This is a genomic window from Paraburkholderia sp. SIMBA_027 (genome assembly GCF_046535315.1).
Taxonomy (GTDB): Bacteria; Pseudomonadota; Gammaproteobacteria; order Burkholderiales; family Burkholderiaceae; genus Paraburkholderia; species Paraburkholderia tropica.
This window is the reverse complement of the sequence record NZ_JAWRWY010000001.1, coordinates 53,659-69,656: the sequence shown is the minus strand read 5'-3', so window position 1 is coordinate 69,656 and position 15,998 is coordinate 53,659. Positions and strand designations below refer to the sequence as shown.

Annotated in this window: 11 protein-coding genes; 1 reads left to right on the top strand and 10 read right to left on the bottom strand. The window is 64.4% G+C overall.

All coding sequences use genetic code 11. The features are described 5' to 3' along the window. The 7 genes from SB764_RS00305 to SB764_RS00275 all read right to left on the bottom strand — a co-directional run bounded on the left by SB764_RS00305 (position 1) and on the right by SB764_RS00275 (position 8,921). Entirely contained in the window at positions 1-678 is a 678-nt protein-coding gene (locus SB764_RS00305; RefSeq protein ID WP_065059225.1) for a response regulator transcription factor, read from the bottom strand. A gap of 417 nt (positions 679-1,095) precedes the next feature. Further along, positions 1,096-2,259, bottom strand: a complete 1,164-nt coding sequence (locus tag SB764_RS00300) for an arabinogalactan endo-beta-1,4-galactanase (protein ID WP_183708180.1) — start codon at positions 2,257-2,259, stop codon at positions 1,096-1,098. 160 nt (positions 2,260-2,419) lie between these two features. After that, positions 2,420-4,387: a beta-galactosidase gene (locus SB764_RS00295; RefSeq protein WP_410862203.1), complete on the bottom strand. Its 1,968-nt coding sequence runs from the start codon at positions 4,385-4,387 to the stop codon at positions 2,420-2,422. 70 nt (positions 4,388-4,457) lie between these two features. Further along, positions 4,458-5,309 (bottom strand): carbohydrate ABC transporter permease, encoded by an 852-nt coding sequence (locus tag SB764_RS00290; RefSeq protein ID WP_065059222.1) that lies wholly within the window; start codon positions 5,307-5,309, stop codon positions 4,458-4,460. An 18-nt stretch (positions 5,310-5,327) separates the two neighbouring features. Further along, complete coding sequence (locus tag SB764_RS00285) at positions 5,328-6,233, bottom strand: carbohydrate ABC transporter permease (protein WP_065059221.1); 906 nt, start codon at positions 6,231-6,233, stop codon at positions 5,328-5,330. A gap of 104 nt (positions 6,234-6,337) precedes the next feature. After that, positions 6,338-7,600, bottom strand: a complete 1,263-nt coding sequence (locus SB764_RS00280; RefSeq protein ID WP_065059220.1) for an ABC transporter substrate-binding protein — start codon at positions 7,598-7,600, stop codon at positions 6,338-6,340. Positions 7,601-7,754: 154 nt separating this feature from the next. Then, positions 7,755-8,921, bottom strand: a complete 1,167-nt coding sequence (locus SB764_RS00275; protein ID WP_124261660.1) for an ABC transporter ATP-binding protein — start codon at positions 8,919-8,921, stop codon at positions 7,755-7,757. 218 nt (positions 8,922-9,139) lie between these two features. Between SB764_RS00275 and SB764_RS00270 the strand changes: the two genes are divergently transcribed. Further along, positions 9,140-10,174: a LacI family DNA-binding transcriptional regulator gene (locus SB764_RS00270; protein ID WP_065059218.1), complete on the top strand. Its 1,035-nt coding sequence runs from the start codon at positions 9,140-9,142 to the stop codon at positions 10,172-10,174. A 29-nt stretch (positions 10,175-10,203) separates the two neighbouring features. Here the strand turns inward: SB764_RS00270 and SB764_RS00265 are convergent, their stop codons facing one another. From SB764_RS00265 to SB764_RS00255, 3 genes are all read right to left on the bottom strand, one after another. Then, positions 10,204-11,640 (bottom strand): MFS transporter, encoded by a 1,437-nt coding sequence (locus SB764_RS00265; protein ID WP_410862200.1) that lies wholly within the window; start codon positions 11,638-11,640, stop codon positions 10,204-10,206. Between the two features lie 203 nt (positions 11,641-11,843). Then, complete coding sequence (locus SB764_RS00260) at positions 11,844-12,893, bottom strand: porin (RefSeq protein ID WP_110328948.1); 1,050 nt, start codon at positions 12,891-12,893, stop codon at positions 11,844-11,846. Positions 12,894-13,380: 487 nt separating this feature from the next. Continuing rightward, complete coding sequence (locus SB764_RS00255; protein ID WP_410862198.1) at positions 13,381-15,900, bottom strand: glucose/quinate/shikimate family membrane-bound PQQ-dependent dehydrogenase; 2,520 nt, start codon at positions 15,898-15,900, stop codon at positions 13,381-13,383. Positions 15,901-15,998 lie beyond the last annotated feature (98 nt).

Here is a 15,998-nt window from a genome sequence, read left to right as displayed (position 1 = left end):
TCATCCAAGCATATATCCCGATCCGCGGATCGTCTTGATCAGCGGCTTGAGGCCAGCCCGGTCGATTTTCTTGCGCAGATTGCCGATATAGACTTCAATCAGATTCGTGCCCGGATCGAAGTGCATGTCCCACACCGACTGAAAAATCATGGTCCGCGTCACCACCTGTCCGGAATTGCGCGCGAGATATTCGAGCAAACGGAATTCGACGGGCGGCAGATTGACTTCGATATCCGCGCGTGTCACGGAACGCGCGATCAGGTCGATTTCGAGGTCTTCGACTTTCAGTGTCGTGATCACCTGTTGCTGCAGACGTCCCCTTCGACGCAACAGCACCTGAATGCGGGCGCGCATTTCCGTGGCCGAAAACGGCTTGGCGATGTAATCGTCGCCGCCTGCCAGCAGGCCGGTGACGCGCTCGTCCACGTCGCTGAGAGCGCTGATCATCAGCACCGGCGTTTCGATGCCGACGCTGCGTATGGTCTTCACGATCGTGAGACCGTCGATGCCGGGCAGCACGCGATCGAGCGTAATGGCGTCGAACTCCGGGCTGAGCGCGCGTGCAATGCCTTCCGCGCCCGTACGCGCCCACTCGACCTCGAAACCCGCGTTGGTGAGTTCTTCCGTGATGTCCCTGCCAACGATGGGATCGTCTTCAATCGTGAGAATTTTGCTCATGCTCCAACCTGGTTCCAGCCTGATAGATGGGGGACGCCGATCCCCCCGTTTTGCGCTCGTGTTTTACAGCCCGCCTTTTCAGCCAGTATCGCAAAGGCGAAATGGGCGAGAATGAAGAATCCTTTAGGTAGGCGCGGACAGGCGCGTGGGGAAACGGACGCAAGCGAAGCGGCGGCGCGCGGGCGCAGTATGCCACCGACGGCGCGAGCGCCACGACGCGGGAATCAGGCCGAATGGACGCCATGTCGCCCAGGCGCGGGATCGAGACCGCGGCAGGCGACAATACGTCGCATTGGAGCAGGTGAATCGGCGTCGAGCTGCCGCGATTGATGAGACGAATGCCTCATCGGCGAGGCGAAGGTGAAGCCCGACAAGGCCGGCGCGGCGCCGTTTTCGCGGCCGCCGCGCCACGCTACGCTAGCGCGTCTTGAACACGTCGATCGACGAAAGCGCGTGACCGTGAAAGTCGAACAACGTGTTGTTGTCCCACTGATCGCCGCCGCCCACTTTCCAGCCGACATCAGGCGTGGGAATCCACTCGGGCTCCCACCAGAAGATGCCCTTGCCGCGCCCGTCCGGAATACTTTTCACCACGTTCGTCAGCGCCGCGAAGAATTGCGACTGGCCTTGCGGAGAAGGCGGGAACGTCGCGGTGCCGGTATTCGTCATTGCGTTGGGCTCCGCGTCGCCGTCGCTCGTGGTCCACGGGTACGCCGTTTCCACCACGATGATGTCCTTGCCATAGCGCGCGGAAAGATCGTTGGCGTTGTTCTGCAGGTCGTCGAGCGAGCCTTGCCATTGCGGATAATACGAAAGCCCGATCAGGTCGAAATTCACACCGCGCTGCACGGCGCTGTCGAACCACCAGCGGCTCTTGGCGTTATCGCCGCCGCTGTCGATATGCAGCATGTGCTTGATATTCGGATCGACGGACTTCACCGCGTCGTGCGCGGTCTTCAGCAGCGTCGCGAGGTTGTCCCATTGATCGTACTTGCCGAGCGGCCAGAGCATGCCGCCCGTGATCTCGTTGCCCGTCTGCACCCATTCGGGTCGCACGCCTTCTTCGCGTAGCATGCGCAGCACGCTCGTGGTGTATTCGCCGAGCAGATCGCAGGTCTGCGCGAGATCCTTGCCGGCCCATGCGTGAGGAGGATACTGCTTGCCCGGATCGGCCCACCAGTCGCTGTAATGGAAGTCGATCAGCACGCGCAGCCCGAGTTCGGCGGCGCGGCGGGCGAGCACGCGCACGTGCTTCGCGTTGTTGTAGCCTGCCAAAGGACTTTGATTCGCCGGAAAATAATCAGGATTCCCAGGATCATTCCAGACTTTGATACGTATGGCGTCCAGGCCATGACGCTTGAAGATGCGCAGGCAGTCGTCGGCTTTGCCGTGATCGTAGAAGCGCGCGCCGTTCGCTTCGAGTTCGAGCAGCGTCGATACGTCGGCGCCCATCGCGAGGCGCTCGCCGTGTGCTCCACGCGTCGTGCTTTCCGTTTCGCCTGCCCGCGCGAGGCCCGGAAGCGAGGCGCCCGACGCGAGCGCCGTGCAGGCCAGCCAGGACAGCATGTCTCTTCGATTCATCTGTGCTCCTCCTTGGTATGCGGCGGGCCATGCGAACGCTGCGACGGTCCGCCTGATGGTCCGGACGTAACGGCATCATTCATGCATACGATGTGCACGATGCGTTCGTTACGTCCGGCGTGCCGGGTCAGTTCAACTCGGCCCGGTTATTCGCCTCGACTCAGCGCGGATCGCGCCACGCGCAGACATCGCCGCGCGCGAGTTCCGGAGCGCCGAGCACGAACTGCGCGCCTTCGGGCGCAGGCGCACGCACGCGCGCTTCGCCGAAGTTGAACGCGAAGCTCAAGCCGCCGCGACGCGCGAGACGCACGCCTTCGGGCAGCGTCTGCGTATCGAGCCCGGCCGCGCGTGCCGCCGCACCGAGCAGCGCGCGATGCAGATCGTGCGTGAGCCACGCCGTGGCGTATTGCACGCGGCCGCTCGACAGCAGCGCGGGCCAGCCATCCTCGAACGTGGCGTCGACCTGCGCGCCTTCGTTCGCACGCACGTGTTCGCGCCAGTGCAAAGCTGCGCCGCTTACGTCGCCGAGCGACAGCGCGGGCGCGAGCGTGGGCCGCAGCGATTCCGCTTCGAGCACCTGCAGCGGCAGCACGCGTTGCAGCGGCCCCGGCGGCAGATTGCCGGGAATCGCGAAGTGCGTGGTTTTCGAGCCGGTACGCGGGCCAAACAGCCAGCGCGCGTCGCTCTGTTCGACCTTGGCGATAAACGCGTCGTCGAGCACGGCCAGCGACGGCACCACGACGAGGCGGTACGCAGAGAGATCCGCGTGACGCGAGACGATATCGACGTCGAGGCCTTGCTCGCGCAGCGCACTGTAATAGTCGAACGCGAGCGTCTGATAATCGAAACCCACGCCGTGGCGTTGAATCTCGAACATCCATTGCGTCTCGTAGTCGAACACGAGCGCGACGGCGGCAGGTGCGGGCGCGCCGAGCGTGCGCAAGGTCTCGCTCAGCGCGATTTCGCGCGCGGCCTGCGCCACTTCCTCGCCGCCCGGCGAGAGTTCGTTATTCGGCAGATTGAGGCCCGAATGCATCTGTTCCTGCGCATACGGGCACTGACGCCAGCGGAAATACGACACGAGTTCCGCGCCGTGCGCGAAGGCCTCATAGGCCCACAGGCGCACCATGCCCTTCGCGGGCACCGGATTCCACGGCGCCCAGTTCACCGGACCGGCCTGCTGCTCCATAACCCAGAAACGGCCCGCGCCAATCGCGCGATAACGGTCGTGATCGAACGCCGACACATCGGGATGCGCGGTGCGTGCATAACGCGCCTTGTCCGCTTCCGGCACGCCGATCACTTCGGTGCGCGCGATCGGGTAGCTGTCCCACGTCGCCACGTCGATGGCGTTGTTCGCCGCGAATTCGTAGTGATCAAAGGTCGTGAAAAAGCCCATGAAGTTGTGCAGCACGTCCGCATCCGGCGCGTGACGGCGCAGCACCTCGGCTTGCTCGCGATGGAAGCTCGCCACTTCGTCGGACATGTAGCGGCGGAAGTCCAGCAGATGCGAGGGATTGGCGTCCGTAGGCGTGAGCACGGGCAGACCGACCGTCTCGAACGACGGGTACTCCATGCTCCAGAACACATTGCCCCACGCTTCGTTGAGCGCCTCGATGCTGCCGTAGCGTTGCGCGAGCCACGCCTGAAAACGCTGCTGCGCGGCGGCCGAATAGCTCGGCACCGTGTCGTGGCAACCGAGTTCGTTATCGGTCTGCCACGCGACCACGGCCGGATGCTGGCCATAGCGCTGCGCCATCGCTTCGGTAATGCGTTCGCATTCCCTGCGATACGCGACGCTGGCGATGTCGTAATGGCGTCGCGAACCGTAATTCCAGCGCGTGCCGTCCGCGCGCACCGGCAGCATGTCGGGAATCGATTCGACAAGCCATTTCGGCGGCGACGCCGTGGGCGTGCCGAGCACGAGTTTCAGGCCGCGCGCCGCGAGCGTTTCGATCGCTTCATCGAGCCACGTCCAGTCGAACACGCCCTTGCGCGGCTCCATGCGGCTCCACGCGAATTCGGCGATACGCACGTGCGAAATGCCGAGTTCGGCCATGCGCCGCGCGTCGTCGGCCCACATCGTGCGCGGCCATTGTTCGGGGTAGTAGCAGACTCCGATTTGCATGAGTGAAAAACCCGGTACGGTTAAACGTTGAACAGCGGAAAAAGCACCTTCGACACCAGCGAGGATTCGTTTAGCCCTTGCTGGCGCCGAAGGTGAGACCCGCGACAAAATGCTTTTGCATGGCGAAGAACATCAGCACGGAAGGCAGCGCCGCGAGCACCGAGCCGGCCGCCACGAGATTCCACGCCGTGGTCCACTGCCCTTTCAGCGCGGCCACGCCCACGGTGATCGGCGCGGCGTCGTCGCCCTGGGTGAGACAGAGCGCCCAGAAGTAGTCGTTCCACACGAAGGTGAACACCAGAATGCCGAGCGCGGCGAGCGCGGGCCGCACGAGCGGCATGACGATGCGCCAGTAAATGGTCCATTCGCTCGCGCCTTCCACGCGCGCCGCTTCGATCAATTCGAATGGCAACTGCTTGATGAAATTGCGCAAAAACAGCGTGCAGAAACCCGTTTGAAACGCGACGTGAAAAATAATCAGCGCCCACACGGTGTTGTAGAGGCCCACGCGCAGCGCCATATCGCGCACCGGAATCATGAGAATCTGGATCGGCACGAAATTGCCCGCAACAAAGGCGAACAGCACGGCGGTATTGCCGCGAAATTTGTAGGTCGAAAGCGCGAAGCCCGCCATCGACGCCAAGACGATTGCGCCAATCACCGAAGGCACGGTAATGAGCACGCTATTGGCGAAGTAATGCAGCATGGGCGTTTGCGTGAGCGCCGCGCCGTAGTTATCGAACAAGGCGAAATGTTTCGGCCAGCCCCAGTAATCGCCTTGCTGGAGTTCTTCGGTGGAGCGGATCGAGGTGACGAGCACGGCCAGCATCGGCAGCAGCCAGATCACGAGCGCGATGGGCAGCGAGAGTTTATAGAGCGCGCGATTCGCGGGTTTCCAGCGTTGGACGGGAAGCGGATACATAAAGGCAACTCCCTTGTTTCAGTGTTCTTCGCGCAGCATGCGGCGCAGATGGAACACGATGTAGACCAGCATGATGGCGAACAGCACGACGGCGATCGAAGCCGAATAGCCTTCGCGGTAATACTTGATGGCCTGGTCGTACATGTAATAGGCGAGCACGGTGGAGCTGTCGAACGGACCGCCGCCGCTCATCACCGCGATCAGGTCGAAGCTGCGCAGCGCGCCGATCACGGTCAGCACGATCGCCATGAACGTCACGGGGCGCAATTGCGGCAGAATCACGTGCCAGAAAAGCTTGAAACCCTTCGCGCCTTCCATGCGCGCGGCTTCGACAATTTCCGGATTGATCGACGTAAGGCCCGTGAGGTAGAGCACCATGCAGAACGGCGTTTGCGGCCACAGCGCGGCGAAGATGATGCCGTAGGTCACGAGCTTGGGATCGCCGATCACCGGCACGCCATGCCCCAGAATCAGGCGCAGCAGGCCGAACGTGGGGTCGTAGAACCACGAGAACACGAGGCCCACCACCACGCCCGAGAGCACGAACGGCGCGAAAAACAGCGACTTCACGATGCGAATACCGCGCACCGTCTGATTCAGATAGAGCGCGAACATCAGACCGACGGGCGGTGCGAGCTGGAACAGCACGAGCCAGAGCAGATTGTTCTTGAGCGCCGTATAGAACGTGTCGGTCTGGAATAACTCGATGTAGTTCGCGAGGCCCACGAACGTCTTTTCGGTCATGCCGTCCCAGTTATAGAAACTGAGCGCGATGCTGCTGAAAATCGGGTAGATCACGCAAAGCGTAAACAGCACGCCGCCTGGCAACAGGAAATACAACGCGGCGCGATTCTGCTGGCGACGCGACGTGGAAGCGCGACGCGGCCGCGCCGCCCCCATGGGGCGCGCTACGGTATCGGACATGTTCAGGCCTCGCTATTTATTACGGATGACGAATCAAGCGAATGAAGATTTGCGTGGCGGGCCGGCGGCTGCGCGCCGCCGGCCGTCATGCAATGACGTGCGATTTACTTGTGGTAAATGCGCTGACGCGTGGTTTCGAGTCGCGCGAGCAGCGCGTCGATCTGCGTCGGATCGGAATAGAACTGCTGCATGGCCTTCATGCCTTCGTCGGCCATTTCCTTCTGCATGTCGCGGTCGTAGAATTGCGCGATGCCGCCCTTCGTGTTCGCGAGCGTCTGGAAGCCGACCTTCGAGATCGCATCTTCAGGCTCGGCCGCCTTGTTGTTCGACGGCAGCTGGCCCCAGCCGCGCGCGAGATCGGCGTTGATTTGCGGCGATTCCATGAAGGCGAGCAGACGGCGCGCGTCGGCCTTGTTCTTCGCCTTCGCGGGCACCAGCAGCACGTTCACGGGACCGTCTTCGGCGGTTGGCACGTTGGCGTCGATGATCGGGAAGCGGAAGAAGCCCACGTCCTGCTTCATGTTGGCCGGGAAGCTGGCCGAGAAGAACGTGCCCATCAGCATCATCGCGGCCTTGCCGTTCACGAGCACCGGCGCGATCGAATCGACGTCGTAGGACAGCGCGTTGTCCATGAAGTAGTGGTTGTCGATCAGCGTCTTCCAGGCGGTGAAGACCTTCTTCACGCGCGGGTCGGTGTAGGGAATCTCACCGGCCATCAATTGCTGATGGAACGCGTTGCCGTTGATGCGCAGATCCAGATAGTCGAACCACGCAGCGAGCGTCCAGCTGTCGCGCGCGGCGACGGCGATCGGCTGCACGCCGACGGCCTTGAGCTTCTTGCAGGCGTCGAGGAATTCGTCCCACGTTTTCGGTTCTTCCTTGATGCCGGCCTTCTGGAACAGGTCCTTGCGATAGAAGAAGCCGTACGCGTCATAGCCGAGCGGCGCGGCGTACTGCTTGCCCTTGTACGTCGACGCTTCCTTCACCGAAGCGTATTGCTCGTTCCAGCCGTTCTTCGCCCAGTCGGACGAGAGGTCTTCGAGCAGGCCGCGCTGCGCGTAATACGCCATGCGCTCGCCGTCGTGCCACGACACCACATCGGGCGGATCGGTCGCGAGCCAGCCGCTCATCTGCACCTTGTAGGCCTCTTCGGTCACGTACGACACCTTGAGGTCGACGTCGGGATTGGCCTTCTTGAACTTGTCGAAAGCGTCTTGCCAGGTCGAGCGCTGATTGCCGCGCGCCGATACGTTGACGGTGAGCGTGGCCGCGTCGGCGCCGGCGCTCGCGAGCGTGGCGGCCACCAGCGTCACGGCCGCCGTGGCGCGCGCGAGCGTGCCGAAGCTGCGGAAGCGTTGTGCGAACATGTTTTGTCTCCAGATGTGCGTTGTTTGCTCGTCTTGCATGCGGTTACTGCGTGCGTGTTGACTGCTTCACTGCTTGTTTACCTGCGTGCTTGCCTGTGAAACTCGCCCCGCTCTCGCGGCGGGGTAAAGCTGACTACGCGCGAGCGCGTTTTTATCAGATCAGCGCTGCGGCCGCCGCCGAACCCGCATCGGCGTGTGTGCGCGCAACAGCCAGCCGCTTGCGCGCAAGACCCGCTGCGTCGAACAGATGGCAGGCGTCGGCGGGCACGCGAATGCGCAGCCGCTCGCCCACGCCGATAGGCGTGTCGCCAGGCGCCTTCGCCACCAGCGTGCCGGCGGCGTGATCGGCGTGCAGATAGCTGTGCTCGCCCAGACGCTCGGCGAGCACGGTCGCGCCCGAGATCGATTGACCTTCGCCATCGAGACGCAGATGCTCGGGCCGCACGCCCAGCGTCACACGCTCGCCGCGTTGCAGACCGCGCCCGTCGACGCTCGCAAGCAGCGTGTCGTTGCCGCCCGCAAAGGCGACGCGCACGCCCTGCTCGCTCACGGCGTCGACCGTGCCATCGATGAAATTCATGCGCGGCGAACCGATGAAGCCCGCCACGAAGCGCGACTTCGGATGGTGATAGAGATCGAGCGGCGCACCGCTTTGCGCGACGCTGCCGTACTTCTCCATGTCCGCGCCCGCATGCAGCAGCACGATGCGGTCGGCGAGCGTCATCGCCTCGACCTGATCGTGCGTGACGTAGACCACGCTGGCATTGTCGAAACGTTGATGCAGACGCGCGATTTCCACGCGGGTGTGGCTGCGCAGCGCGGCGTCGAGATTGGAAAGCGGTTCGTCGAACAGAAACACGCCGGGCTCGCGCACGATCGCGCGGCCGATCGCGACGCGCTGGCGCTGGCCGCCCGAGAGCGCCTTGGGATGGCGGTCGAGCAGCGTGTCGAGTTGCAGGCTGCGCGCGGCGTCGAGCACGCGGCGCTCGATTTCGGGCTTCGGCACCTTGGCGATCTTCAGGCCGAAGGCCATGTTCTCGAACACCGTCATGTGCGGGAACAGCGCGTAGCTCTGGAAAACCATCGCCGCGCCGCGCTGGGCCGCGGGCACGTCGTTGACGACGCGCCCGCCGATGCGCAGCTCGCCTTCGGTTACCTCTTCGAGGCCCGCGATCATGCGCAGCAAGGTGGATTTTCCGCAGCCCGACGGGCCGAGGAATACACAGAATTCGTGGTGGCCAATCTCGAGATCGACGCGCCGGATCACGGGCGCGTGGTCGCCGTATTGCTTGCCGACGTTCGATAACTGGATCGTCGCCATCTTGTCTCCTCCGGATTTAAGCGCTTAAATTCTACGCTATAAATATGGCCGGGGGCTTGTGCGTCGGGCATTTAACCGCTTAAATTGCTGTGCGGAGATTCCCTGCGCTCATCGCCTTCCCGGCATGGTGTGGGTGAAAATTATCAAATTCCCCCGGCGGCTTGCAACATTTGAGTCGCAGTCCCTGAATGTGGGAAACGAGACAACAAAGGCAGCCCATGGTCACCTTGTCAGAAGTCGCGCGGCACGCCCGCGTCACCGCGGCCACCGTTTCGAACGTGCTGCGCAATCGCGAGAAGGTCCGCCCGGAGACGGCCGAGCGCGTGCTCAAGGCGATCGCCGAACTCGGCTATCGGCCCAACCTCAACGCGCGCGCGCTCGCGCAGGGCCGCTCGTCCACGCTCGCGCTGATGCTCTCGAATATCGCCAACCCGTTCTATCCGGAGTTCGTGCTGGCGGCCGAGCGCGCGGCGCGCAAGGCCGGTCATTTCCTGATGGTCTGCAACACCGACGACGACGCGCAGATCGGCCGCGCCTACCTCAACCAGATCGCGGGCACCTTCGCCGACGGCGTGCTCGTGATGAACACCGACATCGCCATGAACGAGCTGTGCATCTCGGCGATGCACAACGGCCCGATCCTGCTGGCGATGTGGGAGCACCCGGAAAAACCGCCCGCGCTGCCCTGCGTGGCGGTCGACTTCGCGCGCGCGGGCAGGCTTGCGGCGCAGCATCTGCTCGAACTCGGGCACCGCAAGATCGGCATGCTGATCGGCGACGGTTGCGGCGGCTTGCAGGACGCGCGTTCGGACGGTTTTCATGCGGCGCTCGCCGAAGGCGGCGTGGCCTGCGCTGCCGCCGAATTGCAGGTGCGCGACTCGATCGACGCGGGCCACGCGGCCTGCCTGACGCTGATGGCGGCGCACCCCGAACTTACCGCGATCTTCGCGTCGAACGACCTGCTCGCGATCGGCGCGATCCAGGCGCTGGTGGGCATGGGGCTGGCAGTGCCCGGCGATGTATCGGTCATCGGCATTACCGATATCCAGCTGGCGCATCAGGTGCGCCCCGCCCTCACGACCGTCGCGATCCAGACCGAGGCCGTGGCGGAACTGTCGATCAGCAGCCTGATCCGTTTGATCGGCGAGCCGGTGCAGGCGCCGTCGATGGCGATCGGGCCGCCGCCTCAACTCGTCGTGCGCGATTCTACCGGGCCGGTGAGAAAGCGCGCGCGTCGCGCGGCTTCTAAATAATACGGATGCCGAACTATCTGCGTCGACGCCTAGGCGACAGGAGTCGTGCGCCAGCGAATCAACAGTGCAATGACGGCCACGCAGCCGCAGAACACCGCCAGCCAGGAGAGCAGATTCGCGCTGGCCACGAGCGTCGCCTGGGTTTGCAGCGCGGTGGCCATGCGCATCATCTCGGGCATCGGCGGCACGCCGCCCAGATCGAACGGCGTGATGCGCTCGATGAGGTGTGTGCGCGCAACCGTCTCGCCATATTGCAGCCACAGGCTCGCCGCGCCGGTGCCGCTCGCGGTCGCGATCTGGCGCACGATGTTCTTGAAGGCGTAGGCGTCCTGGAAATCGTCCTCGTCGAAATCGACGAAGGTCATGCCCGCGACCTGCGCCATCACGAATGGCACGGTCAAGCTCTGCAAAAGGAGCGCGGGCAGGATCGCCGCCATCGATGCGCCGCTCATCGTGCGCAGCGAAAGCATCAACAGCGCGGCCGAGAAGAGCACGTAACCGAACGCGATATAGCGGCGTCGGCCGAACATCCTGGGCGCGACCAGCGAAAAGCACATCATTGCGCCGAGACTCACGGTGGACGCCCAAGTGAGTGCCGCGCCCGTGACCTGAAAACCGAAGCCGAAACCGCTTTGCAACAGCGTCGGAATCAGATAATTCCAGAGGCCGTTGAGGAAATAGTAAATCGCGTAAAACAGAATGCCGATGAGAAAACGGCGGCCGAGCAGCGCGTGCGGATCGAGCCAGAGCTTCGACTCGCTGCGCAGCCGCACGAATGCGGCGCCGATCAGCGCGAAGCCCAGCAGCGGCGTGAGCGCAACGGCGGGGGAACTCGCGAATTCGTAGAAGCGCAGGTCGCCGAGTCCATGCATGAGCACCATCGCGCCGAGGCTGAAGAGAATCACCACGGTCCAGTCCATCGGATCGATGTCGAGTGCCCAGAGGCCGCCCGGGGGCGGCACGCGACGCGGATACGTCAGCAGCACGAGCACCAGCACCATGAGCGCGAGCACCACCTGGATGGCGAACACCATTTGCCATGCGGCGCTTTCAACGAGTTCGGCCGCGAGCCACGGCGTGATCGCGAGGAGTCCCTGCGAGCCGATGTTGAAGCCGAAGTAAAGCGCTCCGCGTTCGTCACGCGTGGCCAACAGTTGCATGATGATGCGCGAGGCCGCGAACAGGCCGCCCGCGCCGAGGCCCTGCACGCCGCGCGCAATCGCGAGTTCGAACGGCGTTTCGCTGAGCGCGCACAGCAGCGAACCGACGATCGCGATGATCAGCCCGATTACTGTGAACGAACGATAGCTGGTGTGGCGCGCGATGCGCGCGAGCATGAGATTCGCCACGCTCGCCATCGCGGCATAGGAGGTCATGCTCCAGAGGAAATCTTCGGGTGAGGCGTGCACGCCGCCGCGGATGTGCGTGCCGGCGATACCCATCATCGACGAGGCGACGAAGTCCACGCCTGCCGCACCGCCTAACGCGACCGTGAAGAAGAATATGCGCAGTGGCGAAAAGTCAGGCAGCGCGCGCAATCTCACCGGCGCGCTCCGTCATGGACGCGCGCACCGCGAGTAGAAACCGGAGACCCGCCAACGATGCTGTGCGTCACGCTCTCCCCTGGGCGCCTCTGCTGGCGCCGCGTTGAAATGAAAAGATAAGGTGTCTAGAAGCGGTCGATCATGCCGAACTGCACGCCGCGCACGGTCGCACCGGGCCATGATGGCGTCAGACCCGTCACGTTCACGCCGCGCAGCGTCATCTCGCCTTCGCCGCGATTGCGCAGCCAGCCCGCGCTCGCGTAGAGCAGAACTCGCTTCGAGAAATCGTACTCGCAGGCGGCGCTGAACTGGTCGGCGTTATCGCCGCCACCTTTGCGGTCGCGCATATAAGTGTAGCCGAGCGAGGCGCGAAAGCGCGCGCTGACGGCATAGCGCGCGGACACCGAGACGCCGTCGTTGTGATAGCGCGGCGTACCGCCGTCGCCGTTGAAGAACGACAGAAAGCCCGTGACCGGTCCGTAGACGTACGAGATGCCGCCGAGGTTCGCGCGCAACGCGCCCGAGCCGTGCGTCTGCTGATGCGCATATGAAATGCGGAACGGGCCGTCGTGGTACGCGAAGGTTTCGATGTGGCCAGCGAGGCCGTTGCCGTCCCCGTCGCTCGCGCTGCGCAGCGAGGCCATGATCGTCGTGGAGAAGCCGTGGTACTCCGGCGACAGGTACGTGATCGCGTTGCTCTCGTACGGCGTGATCTTCGAGAGATTGTTCAGGCCCGAGGCAATGGTGCCCGCGCCGAACGCGTCGAGTCCGCCCTTGAACGGGATGTAGATCGGCGAATACTGGCGGCCCATGCGCAGCGTGCCGTACGGCGTGCCGAGGCCGATCCACGCCTGACGATTGAAGATCGTGTTGGCGACCGCGTAGGTGCCGTCGCCGGAACCGAAACCGTTCTCCAGATCGAAGAGAATCTTCACGCCATTGCCGATATCTTCCGCGCCGCGCAGGCCGATGCGCGAGCCGCGATACGCGCCCGAATCCATGCGCGCGACATAGCCCGCGCCCGGATTGGTGATTTCGATGCTGGTGTCGATTGCGCCGTAGAGCGTGACTGAGCTTTGCGCGTGGGCGTCGCCGGCATGCGTGGCCAGTGCGGCGCAAACGGTGAAAGCGGAGAACGCGGAAATCGCGCGCGGAGCGAACTGCGCGAACGGCATCAGGCGGCGCTCGCAAACGCGCGCGCGTGAGACAGACCGGTGCGGGCCGAACGGCGCACGGAAGCTTGAATGCATACGGGAAACAGAAAAACGGCGCGTGCGTGGCTGCGCGGCGCGCGGTGGGAATGGCGGGAGAAGCCGCATGTCAGGCCGCGCGATTCACGCGGCGGGAGATGCTGCCTGTTCCGGCGGACTCATCGTATCAAACGACTCGTTTCGACTACTGAATACTGGCATCGGCGCTCGCCAGCCAGCCTGCCAGCCTGCCAGCGCTTCCACGAAAGCGCCGCATTTTACCGCAGCGAAATCGCATCGCGATCCGTAAATTAACCGGTTGGTACAAATACCACAAACGCTTCGGGCGCACGGAAGGCCCCGTGAAACACCTGCGAAAAACGCATGAAAAAAGCGCGGCGCGCCCGGACGGTCACGCTCGATCTGAGCGTTTCCGGCCGGCCGCGCCGCGCCTTCTGCTATCGCCCTGCCCTTACTGCGGCAGTGCGTAAGCGATCACGTAGTCACCCAGCTTGGTGCCGAACGAACCGTGGCCGCCCGCGGCGATCACCACGAACTGGCGGCCGTTGACCGAGTAGGTCATCGGCGTAGCCTGGCCGCCTGCCGGCAGGCGGGCTTCCCAGAGCTGCTTGCCGTTGTTCACGTCGAACGCGCGCAGATAGTTGTCCGCCGTCGCGCCGATGAACGCAACGCCGCCGGCCGTGACCATCGGGCCGCCGAGCATCGGCATGCCCATCTTGAACGGCAGCGGGATCGGCGAGCTGTCACGCACGGTGCCGATACGCTTCTTCCACACGATCTCGTTGGTCTTCAGGTCGACGGCCGAGATGTAGCCCCATGCCGGCTGCTTGCACGGCAGACCGAACGGCGAGAGGAACGGGTTGAGCGTCACGCCGAACGGAATCCCGTACTGCGGCTGGATGCCCGATTCCGTACCGCTGCCCTTCGCGCCCGGTTGCGGTTCCTGCGGATTGCCCGGACCACGCGGGATCAGACGCGAGACGAACGGCAGCGCGATCGGGTTGGCGATGGCGATCTGACGATCCGTGTCGAGTGCAATGCCGCCCCACTCGAACATGCCCAGGTTGCCCGGGAACACGAGCGTGCCTTGCAGCGAAGGCGGCGTGAACGTGCCTTCATAGCGCAGCTTGTGGAACATCACGCGGCAGACCAGCTGGTCGTACATCGTCGCGCCCCACATGTCCTTGTCCGTGAGGAGATTCTTCGGACGGAACGTGAGTTCGGAGAACGGCTGCGTCGGCGACGTGTGATCGCCCGGCGCGGCGCCTTGCGGCACCGGCAGTTCGGGCGCCGGCACGACGGTCTCGCCGGTGCGGCGGTCGAGCACGAACAGGTTGCCGGTCTTGGCCGGCGCGTACACGACCGGCACGGTCTTGCCGTCCTTGTCGGTGATGTTCGCGAGCGTCGGCTGCGACGGCATGTCCATGTCCCAGAGGTCATGGTGCGCGGTCTGGTAGAACCAGGCGAGCTTGCCGGTCGATGCGTGCAGCGCGAGCAGGCCGCTGGCGTAGCGCTCCATCTCCGGCGTGCGGTCGCCGCCCCAGATGTCCGGGGTGCGCACGCCCATCGGCAGATAAACGATGTCGAGCTTCGCGTCATAGGCGGCCGGCGCCCACGAGTTCGGCGAGTTCCACGTGTAGTGCTCGCCCGGACCCGGGATCTTGTTCGGATCGGCTGCACCCGGATCGAAGGCCCACAGGAGCTTGCCCGTGCGCACGTCGAAGCCGCGGATCACGCCCGACGGTTCGCGGTTCGAGAAGTTGTCCTCGACTGCGCCCGCGACCACGATCACCTTGCTGGTGATGATCGGCGGCGACGTCGGCTCGTACATGCCCGGCGTCGTGACCGGCATCGCATGCTGCAGATCGAGCTTGCCGTTATCGCCGAACTCCGGGCACGGCGCGCCGGTCTCGGCGTCGAGTGCGTAGAGATGGCCGTCGTTGACCGGCAGATAGATGCGGCGCGTGCAGGCTGCGTTCGCGGCCGGAGCGGCGGCGAGCGTGGCCGGTGCGTCGCTGGCCGGAGCGGCGGCGTCGGTGGCCGAGGCGCCCGAGGCGGCAGAGGTCGCGCTCGAAGCGGCGGCGTCCGATGCGGCGGCTTGCGCCGGCGCGGCCGTGGCAGCCGAATCGTCCGATTGCGCGCTCGCCGACAGGTCGACGTACGACACGCCACGGCAGGTCACGTGCTGGAACGACGGGTCCGGCTGCAGCTTCGGATCGAACTTCCACTTGAGCTGGCCGCTTTGCGCGTCGAGCGCGAACAGGATCTGGTGCGGCGAGCACAGGTAGAGCAGGTTGCCGATCTTGATCGGCGTCACCTCGTTGGTGATCTCGACCGGATCGTTCGGGCCTTTCAGGTCGCCCGTGCGGAAGGTCCAGGCCACCTGCAGGTTCTTCACGTTGTCAGGCGTGATGGTCTGCAGCGGCGAGTAGCGCGTGCCTTGCTGGTCGCGGCCATAGGCGGGCCAGTCGGACGGCGCGATGCCGTCGACATGCGCGGCCGGCGTGCCGGTCGACGCGTTCAGCGTGCCGTTGACCGTCTGCGGATCGTTGAAGCAGGCGTACACGAGCACGCCCGCCCAGATCACGAGCGAGCCGACGAGCGTCTGCACGCCGAGCTTGCGCGGCGCTTCGAGACGCCAGCTCACGAGCAGCAGCAGCCACACGCCGAACACGACGAGGACGCCCGAGCGCGGTGCGAGCGCCCAGAAGTCGGGACCCGACTCCCACAGCGCCCAGATCGCGGTGCCCACGAGCACGAGCGCGTAGAGCATGAGCGCGGAGGCGCGGCGGCGGTACAGCAGCCACGTCACGCCGAGCAGCAGGACGCCGGTGATGACGTAGTACGCCGAGCCGCCGAGCGAAAGCAGGTACGCGCCGCCTATCAGCAGATAGAGCGACGTGAGCGCAATAAAGATTAGGGTGATGACGCCGATGAACCCCGGCGATGATGATTCTCTGGATCTGGACATGATGATCTCAACCTTCTTTTGAGGACGCCGCTTGCCTCGTCTTTCACACGAAGCCGGCGGCGAGGCGCGCCGACGCGAACGCCGGCGAGTCGTCCAGC

What these genes read in the sequence shown, in the direction of transcription:
- SB764_RS00305 (WP_065059225.1), bottom strand. Translation starts at nt 678, where the DNA reads ATGAGCAAAATTCTCACGATTGAAGACGATCCCATCGTTGGCAGGGAC.
- SB764_RS00300 (WP_183708180.1), bottom strand. Translation starts at nt 2,259, where the DNA reads ATGAATCGAAGAGACATGCTGTCCTGGCTGGCCTGCACGGCGCTCGCG.
- SB764_RS00295 (WP_410862203.1), bottom strand. Translation starts at nt 4,387, where the DNA reads ATGCAAATCGGAGTCTGCTACTACCCCGAACAATGGCCGCGCACGATG.
- SB764_RS00290 (WP_065059222.1), bottom strand. Translation starts at nt 5,309, where the DNA reads ATGTATCCGCTTCCCGTCCAACGCTGGAAACCCGCGAATCGCGCGCTC.
- SB764_RS00285 (WP_065059221.1), bottom strand. Translation starts at nt 6,233, where the DNA reads ATGTCCGATACCGTAGCGCGCCCCATGGGGGCGGCGCGGCCGCGTCGC.
- SB764_RS00280 (WP_065059220.1), bottom strand. Translation starts at nt 7,600, where the DNA reads ATGTTCGCACAACGCTTCCGCAGCTTCGGCACGCTCGCGCGCGCCACG.
- SB764_RS00275 (WP_124261660.1), bottom strand. Translation starts at nt 8,921, where the DNA reads ATGGCGACGATCCAGTTATCGAACGTCGGCAAGCAATACGGCGACCAC.
- SB764_RS00270 (WP_065059218.1), top strand. Translation starts at nt 9,140, where the DNA reads ATGGTCACCTTGTCAGAAGTCGCGCGGCACGCCCGCGTCACCGCGGCC.
- SB764_RS00260 (WP_110328948.1), bottom strand. Translation starts at nt 12,893, where the DNA reads ATGCCGTTCGCGCAGTTCGCTCCGCGCGCGATTTCCGCGTTCTCCGCT.
- SB764_RS00255 (WP_410862198.1), bottom strand. Translation starts at nt 15,900, where the DNA reads ATGTCCAGATCCAGAGAATCATCATCGCCGGGGTTCATCGGCGTCATC.